Below are 18688 nucleotides of genomic sequence, written 5' to 3'. Positions count from 1 at the left end.
GGGCTGATCAGGTACCCCTGAAGGAAGTCGCACCGCCGCGCGCTGAGGAATTCGCGCTGCGATTCCGTTTCAACGCCCTCCGCGGTTACATTGAGCCCCAGGCTGTGCGCCATGTTGATGATCGCTTCAACCAAGAGAGCGTCGTTGACGTCGTCGAGGCAGTCGCTCACGAAGCTGCGATCAATTTTCACGTGATCGACAGGAAATCGTTTCAGGTACGAAAGCGACGAGTAGCCGGTTCCAAAATCATCGAGAGAATAGTTGATGCCGAGCTTGCCAATCTCGCGCATGAGGGCTTCGGTGGCGTCACTGCTTTGCATGAGCACGGACTCGGTGATCTCAAGGACCAGTTGGATGCGCTCGAATCCGGGCTTCCGTGCGGCCTGCGCGATGAGTTCGAGCAAACCCTGCTCACGGAACTGCACGCCGGAGACGTTGACGGCAAGCCGAAGCTCCGGCAAGCCCTGCGCGAGCCATTCGTTCGCCTGACGCAGGGCTTCATCCAGCACCCATGCGCCGATCGGGACGATCATCCCGGTATCTTCGGCGATGGCGATGAATTCATCCGGACTGACCCGGCCCCGCAATGGATGCTGCCACCGCACGAGCGCCTCGGCTCCGGTCACGTGACCGCTGCCTGCATCGATGATGGGCTGGTAGTAAAGGACGAATTCCCGACGCTCGATCGCCACACGAAGCTCCGCCTCCAGCTGAACTCGCCGGCGAGCGGTCTCCTGCATGTCCGACGAATAGAACTGGCAGCGGTTCTTGCCCAGTTGCTTGGACTGGTACATCGCAATATCGGCATTGCGCAGCAGCGTCTGCACGGTATCGCCATCGTCGGGAAACACCGTCATACCGAGGCTACCCGAAACGTAACGGTTCGCACCGGCAAGCTGAAAGGGTTCGCGAATGATCCGCAAAACCTTGTCGCCAATGGTCTGCAAGTCTTCCACCCCATCTATATCATCGACCACAAGGGTGAATTCGTCCCCGCCAAGGCGCGCGACGGTATCCTGCTGACGGACACAATGCTTGAGCCTTGCGGCGACCTCGATGAGCATCTCGTCACCGACATCGTGCCCCAAGGTGTCGTTGATCCATTTGAAGCCGTCGAGATCGAGAAAGATCAGGCCTGCTTTCTTGCCCGTGCGGCGACTGTGCGCGAGGGCGCGATCGAGTCGGTCATTCAACAGGTTGCGGTTGGCTAGGCCGGTCAGGGCGTCGAAGTTTGCCTGTCGCCAGATGACCTCTTCGCGCTGCTTGCGCCGCGTCATGTCACTGAAGATCGACACATACTTGATCAGCCTGCCTGACTCGTCGCGCACGACGGAGATCGTCAGCCACTGAGGGTAGACGTCGCCAGCCTTTCGCCTGTTCCAGACCTCGCCCTCCCAGCGCCCTGTCGTTTCCAGGGTGGTCCACATGTTCTTGTAGAAACCGGCATCATGCCGTCCGGACTTGAACATCGCCGGCGTATGCCCGATGACCTCATCGGCCGAGTAGCCGGTAATGGAACAGAAGGCGGGATTGACCGAGGTAATCACGCCCGCCGCATCCGCCGTCATGATTCCCTGGCTGGATGCATCGAAGACCACCATTGCCTCGCGCATCTTCTCCTCAGCGAGCTTGCGATCGGACACGTCCCGCACGAGCGCAATGAACCCGGCCGGCGCACCGTCGCTGCGCGAGAGCTGGCTCATCGACGCACTGAACTGCCGGGGCCCGCCGGGAAGTTCCAGCGCGTATTCGAATTCGTGTCGTTGCCCATCCTTTCGTATGGCCGCGATTGCGTCACCAACGACGCGGGCCACCGGTGCAGGAAAGAGGTCACCGTAAGTCCTGCCCGGCAACTTGCTCGGCGGAAGCGGAAGAAGCGCCGGATCTGGGGAATGCACTTCGACGATCCGCCCCGGCTCGTCGAGCACGAACAATTGATCGGGCAGCGAGCCGATCAGGGCGGCGAGCTTTGATTCGCGAGCGGCGAGGGCAGCGGTGCGCTCGTCTACCAAGGTCTGCAGCAAGTGCCGGTGACGCCTCAGCTCCCCCATCTGCTTCGCAAGCCACCCCAGCAGTGCGCTGAACACGAACCCGAGGAGCAGCTTCAGTGCAAGCGCCGATTTGTGTGTCCAGCCATCGACCGGCGCCACACTGAGCGTCCACGTGCCATTGGGCATCATGACGGCACGGTCCACCGGGTCGATGAGCGAGTCGTCCGTAGACCCCGCTATGACCTGCTTGAGCCCGGTGTCGGGATGCACGCGCCAAAGCTGGTAGTGGAGTCCGCGCTTGACGAGTTGCGGCAACTGGACCTTGGCAAGAACCTGTGGAAACCGGATCAGGACCGTCGTAAATCCCCAGAATCGCGGCCGGCCGTTCTCGTCGTCGAGGAACACCGGAAGGCGGCCGACCGCACCGATACCGCCTTGCATCAGCTCGAAAGGCCCGGCAAGGGTAAGCTCGCCGGTATCGCGGGCACGGAACGCTTCCTTGTTGCGAGCAGGATCTGCGAGCAGATCATGCCCTATCGCACGCGCATTCTCGGCTAGCGGGACGACTTGCCTGATGACTCCGCCGGGAGCGAGCTGCAGGGAATCCGCGCCGGGGTAATAGCGCAGCATCTCCGTGCCGACGGCATCGAAATCGGGGACCACACCCTTGCCCTGACGGACAAGCGCGGCCAGGGCATAGGTTGCGGTGAGACCGTGGCGAACCGCGCTTTCAATCTCGTGCCCCTTGTCGCCGCTCTGATCAGCGACTTCGGCACGCCGGATGCGCAGGCTCTCGCGCTCGGACTCGGCCACAAAGAGCCCCGCCCCCCCGAGGGCAAGCACAAAAACGATTGCGCCCAGGGAACCGGGGCGCACGTTGGCGCCGATACCGAACAATGACCGGACCTTCATGGTCGCGAAACCTGCCTTCAAGAAGTGGCGCAACGCAGCGCGCACCGGAAGCCGCTGGTGCGCGAGCTACGAACCGGGCAAGGATCGAGCGTCGCCGATCAGCTCGGCACATATTTACATCATTTTACACATGACATTTGCGAATGCGCGACCAAGCCGACAGTGCACGTCGAAGAAATACAACTTAACTCACCCCAGATGCACGGTCGCGAACTTGCGCTTGCCGACCTGCAGCACCACGCTCGTCCCGCCTCGCAGCAGGAGGCCCTTGTCCTCGACTCGCTCTCCATCGAGGCGCACGGCACCTTGCTCGATCATGCGCATCGCCTCCGACGTCGTTCCGGTCAGGCCAGCCTGCCTGATCACCTGGAAAACGGGCATTCCGCCTGCTCCTGCCACGACATTCACCTCGGGCATATCCTCGGGAAGCACCCCACGCTGGAAGCGTGCTTCGAATTCGGCACGGGCATCTTCAGCCGCCCCTGCGTCGTGGAAGCGGGCAACCAACTCCATCGCCAGCATGACCTTGATGTCGCGCGGATTGCGCCCCGTCTCGGCATCTTTGCGCAATGCGGCAATTTCGCTCGTCGAACGGAAGGACAGGAGCTCGTAGTACCGCCACATGAGGTCGTCCGAGATTGACATCAGCTTGCCGAAAATCTCGCGCGGACCTTCGGCGATGCCTATGTAGTTGCCCAGCGACTTGGACATCTTGTTTACGCCGTCCAGCCCTTCGAGGAGCGGCATCATCAGGACGCACTGAGGTACCTGACCCTCATGCTTCTGCAGTTCGCGCCCCATCAGCAGATTGAACTTCTGGTCCGTGCCGCCGAGTTCGATGTCCGATCTCATCGCAACCGAGTCGTAGCCCTGACAAAGGGGATACAGGAACTCATGAATGGAAATCGGCTGGGTGGCAGCGTAGCGCTTGGCGAAGTCGTCGCGCTCGAGCATGCGTGCGACGGTGCTGCGCGACGCGAGCCGGATCATCCCGGCCGAGCCGAGGGACTCCATCCATGCGGAGTTGAAGCAGATCTCGGTCCTCTCCGGATCGAGGATCTTGAATACCTGATCCTGATACGTGCGCGCGTTCTCCATGATCTGCTCGCGCGACAGCGGCGGACGGGTGGCGTTCTTGCCCGACGGATCGCCGATCATGCCGGTGAAGTCCCCAATCAGGAACATCACCTGATGTCCCAGATCCTGGAAGTGTCGCAGCTTGTTGATGAGGACCGTATGGCCGAGGTGCAGATCGGGCGCGGTGGGATCGAAACCCGCCTTCACCCTGAGCGGACGGCCGGACTTGAGCTTTTCGACCAACTCGGCCTCTATCAGCAACTCGTCGGCACCCCGCTTGATCAGTTCGAGGGCTCCCTGTACATCAGTCATGCAACTCTCCATTCAACGGGGCGACAAGAAACTTTGCTAAACTCGCGGAAGTTTTTTGTCCGAAAATCCCATGCAGGCACGAAAAGTCACGATTCTAGCCGAACTGAACGGTCTCCTCCCCTCCGGAGGCAAGCGGTGGGCAGCCGGCGCACTGATCGGCACGTCGCTGCTGGGCGTTGTCGCCGCCACGGCTGTCCCTCCAGGGCAGCCCGAAACATCCATCGTCACCGAATCGGTCGTGGAGCGTCTCGGGCCGATCGTTTCCCAGCCCTCCGACTTCCCTGACCTTCCATTCGTGTTCGACGAACGCATCCGGCCCGGGGACACGATACAGGCGATCCTCCGCCGTATCGGCGCGAACGATCAGGAAATCATTGACCATCTGAACCAGCCGGCAGGGTTGCAGGCCCAGAGACAGCTGCGGGCCGGTCGGTCGGTTCTCGCGACCGTCCACGCAGACGGAAGGATCGCCTTGCTGAGCCTGCCGATTGCCGGTGGCGATGAGCGTTATACCGTGGAGCGGACGACCGCCGGGCTGGAGTCGCGCACGAACAATCCTGCGACGCTCGCCACGAACATCGAGATGCGCTCGGGAATGATCCACCAGACGCTGTTCGGGGCAACCGACGCAGCGGGCATCCCGGACAGCGTAGCGACGAAACTGGCGGAGATCTTCGGCACCGAGATCGACTTCAGCAGTGACTTGCGTCGCGGCGACCGCTTCAGCGTGGTGTACGAATCCATGCACGATCGGGGCATGCCGGCAGGAGCGGGCCGCATTCTCGCTGCCGAATTCGTCAACGACGGCAAACGCCACACGGTCGTGCTCCACCAAGACGAGGACGGTGCCGATACCTACTTCACTCCCGACGGGCGTGGTCTTAGCCAGGCATTCCTGCGCTACCCTCTTGAGTTTTCGCGCATTTCGTCCAATTTCGGCGGGCGCATGCACCCGATCCACAAACGCTGGAAGGCGCACAAGGGCACGGACTTCTCTGCGCCAACGGGAACGCCGGTGAAGGCTGCATCGAACGGCATCGTCGAGTTCGCCAGCGGCCAGGGTGGCTACGGGAACATCGTGGTGATCCAGCACCGCGACGGCTACGAGAGCGCCTATGCACACCTCAACGGTTTCGCGAAGGGCCTGCGCAAGGGACAGCGCGTTCGCCAGGGGGACGTGATCGGTTACGTCGGATCGACCGGATGGTCGACCGGCGCACACCTGCATTTCGAAATCCGCGTAAACGGAGTGGCGCGCGATCCGATGAAAATCGCACTGCCGACGACCCAGCCGCTCGGAGGCTCCGCCCTGGCAAACTTCCGTCGCGAGACCGCGCCGATGCTCGAGCGTCTGGCGCTACTCGATCGACCACCAGTGGCGCGCGCGGACTGAGCGGCGCGGAGGGGGTCCAAAGAAACGGGAGGCCGAGGCCTCCCGTTTCTTTTGCTGCGTAACGCGCGCGTCAGGCGGAGAAGGACGAACCGCAGCCGCAGGTGCTCGTGGCGTTCGGATTGCGGATCACAAACTGCGATCCTTCGAGCCCTTCCGTATAGTCGATCTCTGCGCCAACCAGATACTGGTAGCTCATCGAGTCGACCAGGAGCGTGACGCCGTTCTTCTCGAACGCCGTATCGTCCTCGTTCACTTCCTCGTCGAACGTGAAGCCGTACTGGAAGCCGGAGCACCCGCCACCGCTGACGAAGACACGCAGCTTGAGCTCGGGGTTGCCCTCTTCCTCGATCAGTTCCTTGACCTTGCCCGCGGCGCTGTCTGTAAAGACGAGCAGTTCGGGCGTTTCGACTGCAGTACTCATGTTATCTCCTGAAGGGGTGTGCACTTTCAAATAATGCGTCACCCGACGCGTTTCGTCAAAATGAGAGTGGCTATCACCCCGATTGGTTCCATCAGGGACTGACTGGAACGATATCGAGACCCAAAGTCTCGTCCAGACCGAACATGATGTTCATGTTCTGCACCGCCTGGCCGGCCGCGCCCTTGACGAGATTGTCAATGACCGACAGGACGACGACGACGTCACCGCCCTGTGGGCGATGGACGGCGATGCGGCACATGTTGCTTGCGCGCACTGAGCGGGTTTCGGGATGGCTGCCTGCGGGCATCACGTCGACGAAGGGCTCGCCGCGATAGCGGGATTCGAACAGGCCTTGCACGTCCACTTCCTGCGTGAGTCGGACATAAAGGGTGGCATGAATGCCGCGGATCATCGGCGTGAGATGCGGCACGAAGGTCAGGCCGACATCCTTCCCCGCCATGCCGACCAGGCCCTGACGGATCTCGGGAAGATGGCGATGCCCAGGCACACCGTACGCCTTGAAGGTATCGGCGGCCTCAGCAAACAGCGTATGCACCTCGGCCTTGCGCCCGGCACCCGAGGCCCCCGACTTCGCGTCGGCCACCAGATGCGAAAGATCTGCCACACCGGCCTCGATGAGGGGCAGGAAGCCGAGCTGCACGGCCGTCGGGTAGCAGCCCGGGTTGGCGAGCACGCGCGCGGAACGGATCTGCTCGCGATTGCGCTCAGGCAAACCGTACACGGCTTCGGCCACGAGCTCGGGCGCGGCGTGGGGCATGCCGTACCACTTCTGCCATTCCGCAACGTCGCGGATACGGAAGTCGGCCGCGAGGTCGATGACGCGAACGCCCTTGTCGACCAGTTCCCGCGCCTGCTGCATGGCAATGCCGTTGGGCGTGGCGAAGAACACCGCGTCGCAGCGATCGAGTTCGGCGTCGGCTGGCGTGACGAAGCGCAGGTCTACGCGTCCGCGCAGACTCGGAAACATCTCGGACACTGCCATGCCGGCGTCGCCACGCGAGGTGATCGCCTGCAATTGAACACCGGGGTGACGCGCAAGCAACCTGAGCAGTTCGACACCCGTGTAACCCGTACCGCCGACGACACCTACCTTGATCATGCTTTCTCCTTGGCGGGGCAATCCCCGATGCAGTTTTTTATTATCTCATTCCTGGCCCGCGGGTTTTGCGGGCATAAAAGCAAAAAGCCGCCCAACGGGCGGCTTCTTGCTCCTGCGGATACCGGGAAAGGTATCAGCGCTTGGAGAACTGCTTGCGGCGACGGGCCTTGCGGAAACCGACCTTCTTCCGTTCGACTTCGCGCGCGTCGCGGGTCACGAAACCAGCCTTGCGCAGCACCGACTTCAGCTCAGCGTCGTACTCGATCAGCGCACGGGTGATGCCGTGACGAACGGCACCCGCCTGACCCGACTCGCCACCACCGGTCACGTTCACCATGATGTCGAAACGGTTTTCGTTCTCGGTCAGTGTGAGGGGCTGGCGCACGATCATGCGGCCGGTTTCACGCGAGAAGAACTCGTCCAGCGGCTTGCCGTTGACGACGATGTTGCCGGAGCCCGGCTTGATAAAAACACGGGCAACCGCGGTCTTGCGGCGGCCAGTGCCGTAGTTGTAAGTCACAGCCATTGATCGGCTCCTGTCAGATCTCGAGAACTTTGGGCTGCTGAGCGGCGTGCGGATGCTCGGCACCCGCATAGCACTTCAGCTTCTTCAGCATGGCGTAACCCAGCGGCCCCTTCGGCAGCATGCCCTTCACCGCCTTTTCGAGCACGCGTTCCGGGAAGCGCTGCTGCAGCTTGGTGAAGTTGGTTTCGTAGATTCCGCCCGGGAAACCGGTGTGGCGGTAGTACTTCTTGTCTTGCGCCTTGTTACCGGTGACACGCAGCTTCTCGACATTGACCACGACGATGAAGTCGCCGGTGTCGACGTGCGGCGTGTAAATGGGTTTGTGCTTGCCACGCAGACGGCGGGCTACCTCGGCGGCGACCCGGCCAAGCACCTTGTCCGCAGCGTCGACAACAAACCAGTCGCGCTTGACTTCGTGCGGCTTGGCAGAAAACGTTTTCATTCGAATCCTCGATCTTGTCCGGCCTGGGGCAGAGGCCAATAAACGGAAAGCTCGTGATGGTAATAGGAAGCACCCCTGAAAGTCAAATCAGGATGTGTGATGCTCGTCAGGACGGCGATGATACAGGAAGACCAGGGCCGCCATCGACACGGACAAACTCGCCGACATTTGTGTCAGGTCAAAGCCGCACCGGATCTCGCATGAATAATAGTGCACTTTTGACGAGAGAACGTGGAGGAATAAGGGTATGGCGGAAGTGAAGTTCTTTGGCGGAGAGAGCATCCCGCTGGAAATGCACAAGGTCCGGATCGTTCAGAAGCTGGCGCTGCCTCCGGTCGAGCGCCGATTGGCGGCGATCACGGAAGCCGGGAACAACACGTTCCTGCTGCGCAACTCGGATGTATTCATGGACATGCTCACCGACAGCGGCGTGAATGCGATGAGCGACCAGCAGCAGGCAGCGATGCTCGTGGCCGATGACAGCTATGCGGGAAGCGCCACATACACACGGCTGGAGAGCAAGCTGCAGGAGATCTTCGGCACGCCCTACTTCCTTCCCGCCCACCAGGGCCGCGCATGCGAGAACATCCTGTCGCAGGTGCTGGTGTCGAAGGGATCCGTGGTGCCGATGAACTATCACTTCACCACCACCAAGGCGCACATCACGCTCAACGGCGGCACGGTGGAAGAACTGGTCGCCGACACGGGACTCGAGGTCGTCAGCGTGCATCCGTTCAAGGGCAATATGGACACGGGCAAGCTGCGCGACGTGATCGGACTGCACGGCGCGGACAAGATCGCCTTCGTGCGCATGGAAGCGGGCACCAACCTGATCGGCGGGCAGCCGTTCTCGCTGCAGAACCTTGTCGACATCCGGAAGATCTGCGACGAGCACGGCCTGTTGCTGGTGCTGGATGCGAGCCTGCTGGCGGACAACCTGCACTTCATCAAGCAACGCGAAGCCGATTGCAGGGCGCTCGGTATCCGCGAGATCACGCGCCGGATCGCCGACCAGTGCGACATCATTTACTTCTCGGCGCGCAAGCTCGGGTGCGCCCGCGGTGGCGGCATCTGCATCCGCAGCGAGGAACTTTATCGCCGGATGCGAGGGCTGGTGCCGCTGTATGAAGGCTTCCTCACCTACGGCGGCATGTCGGTGCGCGAAATGGAGGCACTCACCGTCGGACTCGAGGAGACGATGGACGAAGAGGTGATCAACCAGGGGCCGCAGTTCATCGCCTACATGGTCGACGAATTGCAGAAGCGCGATATTCCCGTGATCACGCCGGCAGGCGGACTTGGGTGCCACGTCAACGCAATGAAGTTCGTGGACCACATCCCCCAGGCCGAGTACCCGGCCGGCGCGCTTGCTTCCGCGCTCTATATTGCCGGCGGCATTCGTGGGATGGAGCGCGGGACGCTATCGGAGCAGCGTGAACCCGACGGACGCGAGATCTTCGCAAACATGGAACTCGTTCGTCTGGCAATGCCCCGCCGGGTCTTCACTCTGTCGCAGGTCAAATACGCAATTGACCGCCTGGAGTGGCTGTACGCCAACCGCCGGCTCATCGGCGGCCTGGCGTTCACGGAGGAACCCGAAATCCTGCGCTTCTTCTATGGTCGCCTGAAGCCGGTATCGGACTGGCAGGAGAAGCTGGTCGCGAAGTTCCGCGCCGATCTGGGCAACAGCCTCTGAGCCTTTGACGCGTGGCGGCTCCTTCCCTCGGGGAGAGGAGCCGCCACGGGAACCCGAATCCGGCGAATCCGTCCGCAAGCGGCAGAACCACTCTCATGCGGGATGGGGCCCGATTCCGGCCGCACCAAAAAAAACGCAGCCCCTGCGGGACTGCGTTAAATCCACACCAAAGGAGGAGGGTGGAGGAGACACCGGTTTGGATCACGAAGCTCAATTGATCCGACTGAGGTCAATTATCCGCAAGCGAGCTTGGCGTGGCAAGATTTTTTTGTGCGCCGCACGATAAATGTTTTAATCGAAAGATAAGCGTTGCTTATAAATTCACAACTTATTGACGCATATCAATTTAGCTAACCGTTTCCGGGTATCGCAGGATTGTCACCAGTCATCACCGAAGCGTCATCCACGTTGTTATGCCGCATTGCAGCATGTCCGCATGACGGAGCCGACGGACGCGCCCGGCGTTCCGGTAGAATCGCCATCCGGTCGACCGATGGCGACCCCTATCCAGCCGACAACGGAGTCAAAGATGGAATGCACGATCAAATGGGTCGACGGGATGACCTTTCTTGCCGAAACCGGCACGGGTCACGTCGTCGCAATGGACGGAGCCCCTGAAGCGGGCGGTCGCAACCTCGCGCCGCGGCCGATGGAGATGATGCTGGCAGGCGCAGGCGGGTGCACGGCCTTCGACGTGGTGCTGATTCTGCAGCGCGGCCGTCACGACGTGCGCAACTGCGAGGTGAAGTTGGTGGCGGAACGGGCCGAAACCGATCCCAAGGTGTTTACGCGCATCACCTTCCACTTCACCGTGAGTGGCAAGGGGCTGAAGCGCGAGGTGGTGGAGCGGGCGGTGCACCTGTCGGCGGAGAAATACTGCTCCGCGTCGATCATGCTGGCGAAGACGGCCGAGATGGTCCACGAAGTGACGATCGTGGACGTGGCATAAGGCAGCGGCGGCCGACATGCCCGGGCGGGGGCGGCCGCCCCCTTCTGCCCCCGCGTGCCGATCAGACCCGATAGGCGGTGGTGGTCATCACGCGCGCCACGAACTTCATCGCGGCCTTCACCGGCGCAGGCAACTCTTGCGCTCCGAGACCGACGGCGGTGTCGGCGTGGCGGGCCTCGTCCACTTTCATCTGCTCGATGATTTCACGCGTTTTCTGATCCTCGGCCGGCAGCTGGTCGAGATGCCCGCGCAGGTGCGCCTCCACCTGGCGCTCGGTTTCAGCGAGGAACCCGAGGTTCCAGCGGTCGCCGAGACGCCCCGCCAGCATTCCCAAGGCAAGCGACCCGCCGTACCAGAGGGGGTTCAGCAGGCTCTTGCGCCCGCCGAGTTCCGCGATGCGCTGTTCGGTCCAGGCGAGGTGTTCGGTTTCCTCATTGGACGCCTGCTCGATTTCGCGTTTCACGCCGGGATCACGCGACATGATGGACTGCCCCTGGTAGAGGGCCTGGGCGCAGATCTCGCCGCAGTGATTGACGCGCATGAGACCGGCGATGTGTTCGCGCTGGGCGTCGCTGAGCACGGTATCCGGGATGTCGCCACCGGGGACGGGGCGCACCGAGCGCGCGGGGGCGAACAAGGTGCGCAGGGCCTTGTCGAATTCGACGATGAGCTGATCCATGGGGGTTTCCTCGGTCGGCAGTCTTATTTTCCCGATTTCATGAAGGTGCTGGCTTCGCCGCGCAGCCGCTTCAGGACTTCGTCGCGATCGCGCGGCGGCACCGGGCCGTCGCAGATGTGGTCTTCGGACAGCGCCGAACGCGGGCGGTTGTAGGCGTTGTCGACGATCGGTTTCCATTCCTCGTCGCGCGCCGCGGTCCATTGGCCACCGGCACGGCCGGTGGCATACAGGCGCCAGCTGCCGGTCGCGCACCGGATGCCTTCGTGGGTGACGTTCGTTGCGCCGCCCGAGGTGCGGATCACCAGCGTGTAGCGGACGACGCCGTCTTCCGCGACGACGATGCTGTCCTCATCGATGTAGAAGTGGTTGGGCGACGCACTGCTGACAAAAAACTCGCGCAGGGCGGCTTCGCGCGGCGGCGTCGGCAGCGTGTGCTCGCCCTCCTTCCACTCGGGATCGGGGTCGGTAAGTAGCCCGGCGACTGCCGGGGCCGAAAAACAAACGAGAGCCAGGAGGCCCCCGCGGACGATGGGATGCAGCAGCGTCAAGCTCGCAGGTCTCCACACAAGGATTGCCGGATCGCGTCGGGTACGGGCTCCACGACCGCCGTCAGGGCGGGGTGATCGACGCCGACCGCGAGCGCGGCGCCTGCATGCAGGGCGCGGATCTGCGCGGGCGGCAGTTCGAAGCGGAGGAAGTGCACCGCGGACGTCTTTTCGCCATTGTCGCGTTCCAGGTCCTCATCCGCAATCGCGAAGATCGGTTCGCCATCTCCGACGCGCACCCAGACACGACGTTCGACCCCGATCAGGCGGGCGAGCCACTGTCGCCGCAGATCCTCGGCGGGAAACTCGATCATCATCGTCGCCTTCCAGTTGCTGCCGTCGGGAACGAGCGGGTTGTAGGCGTCGAGTTCGTCGCGGATTCCCGCTTCCTCGAAGGTGCGCTCGATGCGCAGCATTTCCTGGATCTGGTAGCGGATCGTGAGTTCGTCCTCGAAGATCAGCGTGATGTGCTCGCCAAGATGCAGGGTGCGCGCCTTTTTGTGCTCAATGACGCGGCTGCGGAAGTCGGCGCGCTGGCGAGCGTAGGCTTCGAGGCTGAGGAGACTTTCGCGGGAGATAACGTTCATGAGGTCGGTTCCTCACAGTCCGTAAGCCCTGCGCAGCAGGGTCAGGGGGTGGGCTTTCTCCGCCTCGAGTTCGGTGCCGCCGTCGCGGATGCCCTGCCGGATGTGGCGGGCGGCGATGGGGCAGTCGGAACTGATGAAATCCGGCGCACCCTGCGCCATCTGGCGGAACACCGGGCGACCGATCTTCATGGACTGCTCGAAGTACTCTTCCTTGACCCCCCAGGTGCCGTCGTGACCGGCGCAGCGCTCGACGGTGGTGACCTCGGTGCCCGGGACGAGTTGCAGGGTCTCGCGCGTCTTCTGTCCGATGTTCTGCACGCGGCTGTGGCAGGGGATGTGATAGGACACCTTGCCGAGCGGCTGCTTGAAGTCGGTTTTCAGCAGGCCGTCGCGGTGGCGGAGCATGAAGTACTCGAAGGGATCGAACATCGCCTCCGCGACGGCGATGATATCTGCGTCGTCCGGGAAGAGCAGCGGCAGCTCCTGCTTGAACATCAGTGCACACGACGGCACGGCGGCGAGGATCGCGTGGCCATCGCGCGCGAGCGCCGCAAGTTGCGGGATGTTGACGTCCTTCAGGCGTCGCACGCCCTCGAGGTCGCCGAGTTCGAGCTTGGGCATGCCGCAGCAGGCTTCCTGTCGGACGAGGACGGCGGGGATCTCGTTGTGCGCGAGCACGGCGACGAGGTCGTGGCCGATGCCGGGCTCGTTGTAGTTGATGTAGCAGGTCGAGAAGATCGCAACCTTGCCCGGTGTGCGTTCGCCGTCGCGCACCGGCCACTCTGCACGGACGTCGGCCGCGCGGCGGAAGCGGGTCGGGGCATAAGGCGGGAGTTCCCGCCGCTTGTCCACGCCGAGCACCGACTGCAGCACTGCACGCGCGGCGCCGTTGCGGTTGGCGGCGTTCACGGTCTGAGCGACGACCGGGATGGCGGCGAGCTTGCCGAGCGCGTCGGTGCTGGTGAGCACCTTATCGCGCAGGCGCACTTCGCCCTTGCGGAACTTGACCGCCTTGGCGCGCAGCATCAGATGCGGAAAATCGACGTTCCACGGATGCGGCGGGACGTACGGGCATTTCGTCATGAAACACAGGTCGCACAGGTAGCATTGGTCGACGACATTGACGTAGTCTTTCTTGTCCACGCCATCGAGTTCGCCGGTACTGCCCTCATCGATGAGGTCGAAGAGGGTCGGGAATGCGTTGCACAGGTTCACGCAGCGCCGGCAGCCGTGGCAGATGTCGAAAACCCGGCCGAGTTCGTCGCCTAGCTTGGCCTCGTCGTAGTACTCCGCCTCCTGCCACGCAACGGGGTGACGTGTCGGAGCCTCGAGACTGCCTTCCCGCCTGGACATGCGACCTCCCTTGCCGCGCAACCCGCGGGCCGCGCGGCCTTCAGGAAAGGGTCAGGGCGACCGGAATGGCCGCCCGTGAGCGGATACGGCGCAGGACTCAGTCCTGCAGCGCGTCCAACGCCTTCTGGAAGCGGTTCGCGTGCGAGCGCTCGGCCTTGGCGAGCGTCTCGAACCAGTCGGCGATCTCGTCGAAGCCTTCCTCGCGCGCAGCTTTCGACATGCCGGGGTACATGTCGGTGTACTCGTGCGTTTCGCCCGCGATGGCAGCGGCGAGGTTGGCGCGAGTGGCGCCGATCGGCAGGCCGGTGGCCGGGTCGCCGCTCGCTTCGAGATATTCGAGGTGGCCGTGCGCGTGCCCGGTTTCGCCTTCTGCCGTCGAGCGGAACACCGCGGCGACGTCATTCTGGCCTTCAACGTCGGCCTTTGCCGCGAAGTACAGGTAACGGCGGTTGGCCTGCGATTCGCCCGCAAATGCGGCCTTCAGGTTCGTTTCGGTCCTGGATCCCTTCAGTTCCATGGTCGTCTCCTCGTTCGGTGGATCGAAGATCCGCCCCGGCCTGGTGCCGGGGATGCTTGAAGCCTAGAACCCGCCGGCGCCATGCGAAAATTGAATGGAACTATGTTTTCGATGGCGTCCGGCTATGGGAATGTCTCCACCGCTCAAGCCGCAATGGCCGCTTCGATCTCTGCGAAGGTGCGCGCGATCTCGGTGATCATCGGTTGCGGTTCGCCGAGTTGCCGCGCGATCTGCGATGCCGAGAAGATTCCGCGGATGAGGCCGCGACCGCCCTCCTCGCGCTCCAACACCAGCAAATGCTGACGGCCTGAACGGCGCAGCGTGGAGACGATGTGGCCGACATCGGCACGCATGATCTCGCCGAGTTCGACGGCCTCGGTCTTTTCCAGCGGAGTCATCACGTTGTCCACCGTCAGTTCGCCGAGTGGCACGCCGCGTTCACGTGCGGTGTGGACGGGGCGCTCGCCAAGCAGGTCGGCGACGGTGATAACGCCGCGCACGAGGTGGCGCGCATCGCTCACGAGGAGGAGCCGGACGCCACGCAGCAGCATGGCGCGATTGGCGTCGTCGAGCAGGGTTTCGCCCGAAATGGTCGCAGCAGGCACGCGAGTGAAATCGGTCATCACCTCGACTGCGGGAGACGACGCGGAAACCTTGCGACTTTCATCCGTTCTGGCGACTTCGCAGTGCAAGCCCGCCAGCCGGGCTTGTGGTAGCGGTTCGAATTCCCGGTTCATGAGCACCTCCCAGTGCAGACGATGGCGTGGAGGGGCGCTTGCGCGTCTTGCAGACATTGCTCGACAGAAGTCGAGCGCGCCCCGCGAACGGCGCCGTCGGTGCGCGCCGCGGCCGGTCGGAAGCCGGCACAAGCAATTCGACCTGTCGCCCGTTCAACGGTTCAGCAGCTGGAGGGAGAACACAAAAAAACGCCGCCGCGCCACCTCCGGAAGTTCCGGTGGCAACGCGACGGCGTCAGTCTCGCACTCAGGGCTCGCGCGCTTCCGCGGCGGCCCGGTAGGCCTCAGGCAGCTCTCCGGGACGGACCCGGAACAGGTTTTTCGCCAACTCCAGCAGTGCCTGCTGGTACACCTGCCGCTTGAACTCTATGACAGCTTCCAGCGGCACCCAATACTCACTCCAGCGCCAGGCATCGAACTCCGGATGATTGCTGGCTCGCAGGCAGACGTCGGAATCACGGCCGACCAGTCGCAGGAGAAACCAGATCTGTTTCTGCCCGCGGTAGGTGTTGCGCCATTCCCTCTTTATCCAGTGCTTCGGAACGTCATACCTCAACCAGCCGCGCGTGCGGCCAAGAATCTTCACATGCTCGGGGCGCAGACCCACTTCTTCGAAGAGCTCCCGGAACATCGCCTGCTCGGGAGATTCCCCGTGCTTGATGCCGCCTTGCGGGAACTGCCAGGAATGTTCGCGAATCCGTTTACCCCAGAACACCTCGTTGCGCGCGTTGACCAGAACGATGCCGACGTTCGGGCGATAGCCTTCACGGTCGAGCATGATCAAACCTTCAATTCATGAGAGTTGCAGCAATTTTTTCACACTTACCCTGCGTTGGAAAGGCACGACCCATGGCATGTTCCCGTATCGACAGGGCTTTTTGCCGCACGAGCGACGAAATTTGCGCGAACCGCGGCTCGGCTGCACGGCGCATACCCGAGGCGCACGCGACCGGCTAAAATCTGTGGTTTGCCCAACCGACTACCGCGGACCCCAGAATGCGTGCCAGCCAGTATTTCATCTCCACCCTCAAGGAAGCCCCCGCCGACGCCGAGGTCGTCAGCCAGAAGCTGATGCTGCGGGCGGGCTTTATCCGCAAGGTTGCCGCCGGCATCTACAGCTACCTGCCGATCGGCCTGCGCGTGATCCGCAAGGTCGAGGAGATCGTCCGCGAGGAGATGAACCGCGCCGGCGCCCTGGAGCTGACGATGCCGATGGTTCAGCCATCCGAGCTGTGGGCCGAGACCGGCCGCTGGGAGAAGATGGGCGAGGAGATGCTGCGCTTCAAGGATCGCCACGAGCGCGACTTCGCACTGCAGCCGACCTCCGAAGAGGTGGTGACCGACATCGCGCGCCAGGAGCTGAAGAGCTACCGCCAGCTGCCGAAGAATTTCTACCAGATCCAGACCAAGTTCCGCGACGAACGCCGTCCGCGCTTCGGCGTGATGCGCGGGCGCGAATTCACGATGAAGGACGCCTACTCCTTCGACCGCAACGTGGAGGCCGCGGGGCGCAGCTACGACGCGATGTACGCGGCCTACTGCCGCATCTTCGACCGCCTGGGCCTCACCTACCGCGCGGTGGCAGCCGACACGGGCGCCATCGGCGGCGACCGTTCGCACGAGTTCCAAGTGATCGCCGACACCGGCGAGGATGCGATCGTGTACTGCCCGGATTCGGACTACGCCGCGAACATTGAGTTGGCCGAGGCGCTGCCGCTGCTGGCGTCGCGCGCGGCGCCGATGCACGGGCTGGAGAAGACTCCGACCCCGGGCGCCGCGACCTGCGCCGACGTCGCGAAGCTCCTCGGCCTGCCACTCGCGACGACCGTGAAGTCGCTCGTGCTCGCGACCGACGACGTCGATGAGAAGGGCAAGCCGGCCGGCGTCACGGTGTGGCTGTTGCTGGTGCGCGGCGACCACGCGCTGAACGAGGTTAAGGCAAGCAAGGTTGAGGGCCTGAAGGCGGGCTTCCGCTTCGCGACCGAGGCCGAGATCCACGACCATTTCGGCTGCAAGCCCGGCTACCTCGGACCAATCGGCATGAAGAAGGCGGTCAAGGTCGTCGCCGACCGCACGGTGGCGAACATGTCCGACTTCATCTGCGGCGCCAACGACGAGGACTACCACTACACCGGGGCCAACTGGGGCCGCGACCTGCCCGAACCGGACCTCGTCGCCGACCTGCGCAACGTGATCGAGGGCGACCCGAGCCCGGACGGCAAGGGACGCCTCGCGATCCAGCGTGGCATCGAGGTGGGCCACGTGTTCTACCTCGGCACGAAGTATTCGAAGTCGATGAACGCGACCTTCCTCGACGAGGACGGCAAGCCCAAGCACTTCGAGATGGGCTGTTACGGCATCGGCGTGACACGCATCATGGGTGCAGCGATCGAGCAGAACAACGACGCGCGCGGCATCATCTGGCCCGACGCGCTCGCGCCTTTCCGCATCGTGGTGTGCCCGGTCGGCTGGGGCAAGTCCGAGGCGGTGCGCAGCGAGGCGCTCAAGCTCTACGAAGGGCTGCTCGCTGCGGGCGTGGATGCGATCCTCGACGATCGCGACGAGCGTCCCGGCGTGATGTTCGCCGACTGGGAGCTGATCGGCGTGCCGCATCGCGTGGTGATCGGCGAGCGTGGTCTGAAGGAAGGCATGGCCGAGTACCAGGGCCGGCGCGACGCCGAAGCGACCAAGGTGGCGATCGGTGATCTGGCGGGTTTCGTTGCCGCGAAGCTGCGGGGCGAATGACTTTCGGCTATAACGGACGCATGACAGGCATGTTCCGACTGCTGCTGCGCGCTGCCCTGACGGCCACACTCGCCGTCAGCGGCGCCGCATCGGCCGGCAACCAGCTGTACGAGCCGATGGCGGCGAGCGTGCGGGCGGCGCTGCACGCTGCGGTGAGCGACGCGGGAGCGCCGGAACTGATGATCGCGGATGCGGGCGAGCGCGCGCGCTGGCTGGGCGAGATGTCGCAGCGCCTGGAGAAACGCATCCCGGATCGCAGCTATCGGGAGGATCTGCTGACTTCGGTGCATTACGAGGCGACCCGAGCGGGGCTCGACCCGCAGCTCGTGCTCGGCCTGATCCAGGTCGAGAGCGGTTTCCGCAAGTACGCGGTGTCGAGCTCCGGGGCGCGCGGCTACATGCAGGTGATGCCGTTCTGGGTAAAGCTGATCGGCGGAGCCGAGGACAATCTGTTTCACCTGCGCACGAACCTGCGCTACGGCTGCACGATCCTGCGCCACTACCTCGACATCGAGAAGGGTGACCTGTACCGGGCGCTCGGGCGCTACAACGGCAGCCTTGGTCGGCCCGAGTACCCGAACATGGTACGTGCGGCATGGGAACGTCACTGGAGCTATCAGCCGCTGACGCTCGCGGTGACTGAGGCTCGCGGCCAGGCGAACTGAGCCGTCCAATCTTCAGACGCG

18 protein-coding genes (1 of these 18 cut by a window edge) are annotated in these 18688 nt (G+C 63.3%); 5 read left to right on the top strand and 13 right to left on the bottom strand.

From position 1 onward, the window contains the following. Both ToN1_RS17505 and tyrS read right to left on the bottom strand, forming a co-directional pair. Nucleotides 1-2903 carry the 5' portion of a bifunctional diguanylate cyclase/phosphodiesterase gene (locus tag ToN1_RS17505; protein WP_211162248.1) on the bottom strand. Its footprint begins 85 nt before the window's first position, so only the first 2903 of its 2988 coding nucleotides appear in the window; its start codon is at nt 2901-2903; its stop codon lies off the left edge, out of view. 189 nt (nt 2904-3092) lie between these two features. Then, entirely contained in the window at nt 3093-4292 is a 1200-nt protein-coding gene (gene tyrS / locus ToN1_RS17500) for a tyrosine--tRNA ligase (RefSeq protein ID WP_169208192.1), read from the bottom strand. A 70-nt stretch (nt 4293-4362) separates the two neighbouring features. On the opposite strand from tyrS, the gene ToN1_RS17495 reads away from it, so the two are divergent. Next, entirely contained in the window at nt 4363-5685 is a 1323-nt protein-coding gene (locus tag ToN1_RS17495; protein ID WP_169208193.1) for a M23 family metallopeptidase, read from the top strand. A 70-nt stretch (nt 5686-5755) separates the two neighbouring features. Here ToN1_RS17495 and erpA read toward each other — a convergent pair whose 3' ends face one another. The 4 genes from erpA to rplM all read right to left on the bottom strand — a co-directional run bounded on the left by erpA (nt 5756) and on the right by rplM (nt 8194). Next, a complete protein-coding gene (erpA, locus tag ToN1_RS17490) occupies nt 5756-6106 on the bottom strand; it encodes an iron-sulfur cluster insertion protein ErpA (protein ID WP_169208194.1) in 351 nt (116 codons plus the stop codon). Nucleotides 6107-6197: 91 nt separating this feature from the next. Continuing rightward, a complete protein-coding gene (argC, locus tag ToN1_RS17485) occupies nt 6198-7226 on the bottom strand; it encodes an N-acetyl-gamma-glutamyl-phosphate reductase (protein ID WP_169208195.1) in 1029 nt (342 codons plus the stop codon). A 133-nt stretch (nt 7227-7359) separates the two neighbouring features. Further along, on the bottom strand, nt 7360-7752 hold the full coding sequence (gene rpsI / locus ToN1_RS17480) for a 30S ribosomal protein S9 (RefSeq protein WP_169128440.1): 393 nt from the start codon (nt 7750-7752) through the stop codon (nt 7360-7362). 13 nt (nt 7753-7765) lie between these two features. Then, on the bottom strand, nt 7766-8194 hold the full coding sequence (rplM, locus tag ToN1_RS17475; RefSeq protein ID WP_076601387.1) for a 50S ribosomal protein L13: 429 nt from the start codon (nt 8192-8194) through the stop codon (nt 7766-7768). A 247-nt stretch (nt 8195-8441) separates the two neighbouring features. On the opposite strand from rplM, the gene ToN1_RS17470 reads away from it, so the two are divergent. Further along, nucleotides 8442-9890 (top strand): tryptophanase, encoded by a 1449-nt coding sequence (locus ToN1_RS17470; protein WP_169208196.1) that lies wholly within the window; start codon nt 8442-8444, stop codon nt 9888-9890. 529 nt (nt 9891-10419) lie between these two features. Then, nucleotides 10420-10839, top strand: a complete 420-nt coding sequence (locus tag ToN1_RS17465; RefSeq protein ID WP_169208197.1) for an OsmC family protein — start codon at nt 10420-10422, stop codon at nt 10837-10839. Between the two features lie 61 nt (nt 10840-10900). Here ToN1_RS17465 and coq7 read toward each other — a convergent pair whose 3' ends face one another. The 7 genes from coq7 to ToN1_RS17430 all read right to left on the bottom strand — a co-directional run bounded on the left by coq7 (nt 10901) and on the right by ToN1_RS17430 (nt 16035). Further along, nucleotides 10901-11518, bottom strand: a complete 618-nt coding sequence (coq7, locus tag ToN1_RS17460) for a 2-polyprenyl-3-methyl-6-methoxy-1,4-benzoquinone monooxygenase (RefSeq protein ID WP_169208198.1) — start codon at nt 11516-11518, stop codon at nt 10901-10903. 23 nt (nt 11519-11541) lie between these two features. Continuing rightward, nucleotides 11542-12066, bottom strand: coding sequence for a CNP1-like family protein (locus ToN1_RS17455; RefSeq protein WP_169208199.1), 525 nt, complete (start codon nt 12064-12066; stop codon nt 11542-11544). After that, nucleotides 12063-12650 carry a DUF3501 family protein gene (locus ToN1_RS17450; protein WP_169208200.1) on the bottom strand — a complete coding sequence of 196 codons (588 nt, stop codon included), beginning with the start codon at nt 12648-12650 and terminating at the stop codon, nt 12063-12065. The genes ToN1_RS17455 and ToN1_RS17450 overlap by 4 nt, the downstream gene beginning before the upstream one ends. 12 nt (nt 12651-12662) lie before the next feature. After that, nucleotides 12663-14003, bottom strand: coding sequence for a heterodisulfide reductase-related iron-sulfur binding cluster (locus tag ToN1_RS17445; RefSeq protein WP_169208201.1), 1341 nt, complete (start codon nt 14001-14003; stop codon nt 12663-12665). Between the two features lie 97 nt (nt 14004-14100). After that, nucleotides 14101-14520 carry a rubrerythrin family protein gene (locus ToN1_RS17440; protein ID WP_169208202.1) on the bottom strand — a complete coding sequence of 140 codons (420 nt, stop codon included), beginning with the start codon at nt 14518-14520 and terminating at the stop codon, nt 14101-14103. A 143-nt stretch (nt 14521-14663) separates the two neighbouring features. Continuing rightward, nucleotides 14664-15143 (bottom strand): CBS domain-containing protein, encoded by a 480-nt coding sequence (locus ToN1_RS17435; protein WP_244860815.1) that lies wholly within the window; start codon nt 15141-15143, stop codon nt 14664-14666. Nucleotides 15144-15504: 361 nt separating this feature from the next. Continuing rightward, nucleotides 15505-16035: an RNA pyrophosphohydrolase gene (locus tag ToN1_RS17430; protein ID WP_076601672.1), complete on the bottom strand. Its 531-nt coding sequence runs from the start codon at nt 16033-16035 to the stop codon at nt 15505-15507. 218 nt (nt 16036-16253) lie between these two features. On the opposite strand from ToN1_RS17430, the gene ToN1_RS17425 reads away from it, so the two are divergent. Both ToN1_RS17425 and ToN1_RS17420 read left to right on the top strand, forming a co-directional pair. After that, nucleotides 16254-18002 carry a proline--tRNA ligase gene (locus tag ToN1_RS17425; RefSeq protein ID WP_169208204.1) on the top strand — a complete coding sequence of 583 codons (1749 nt, stop codon included), beginning with the start codon at nt 16254-16256 and terminating at the stop codon, nt 18000-18002. Between the two features lie 20 nt (nt 18003-18022). Beyond that, nucleotides 18023-18667 (top strand): lytic transglycosylase domain-containing protein, encoded by a 645-nt coding sequence (locus ToN1_RS17420; RefSeq protein ID WP_169208215.1) that lies wholly within the window; start codon nt 18023-18025, stop codon nt 18665-18667. Nucleotides 18668-18688: the final 21 nt, after the last annotated feature.

Source organism: Aromatoleum petrolei, from assembly GCF_017894385.1.
GTDB classification, from domain to species: domain Bacteria; phylum Pseudomonadota; class Gammaproteobacteria; order Burkholderiales; family Rhodocyclaceae; genus Aromatoleum; species Aromatoleum petrolei.
This window is presented reverse-complemented; position numbering and strand designations above follow the sequence as displayed.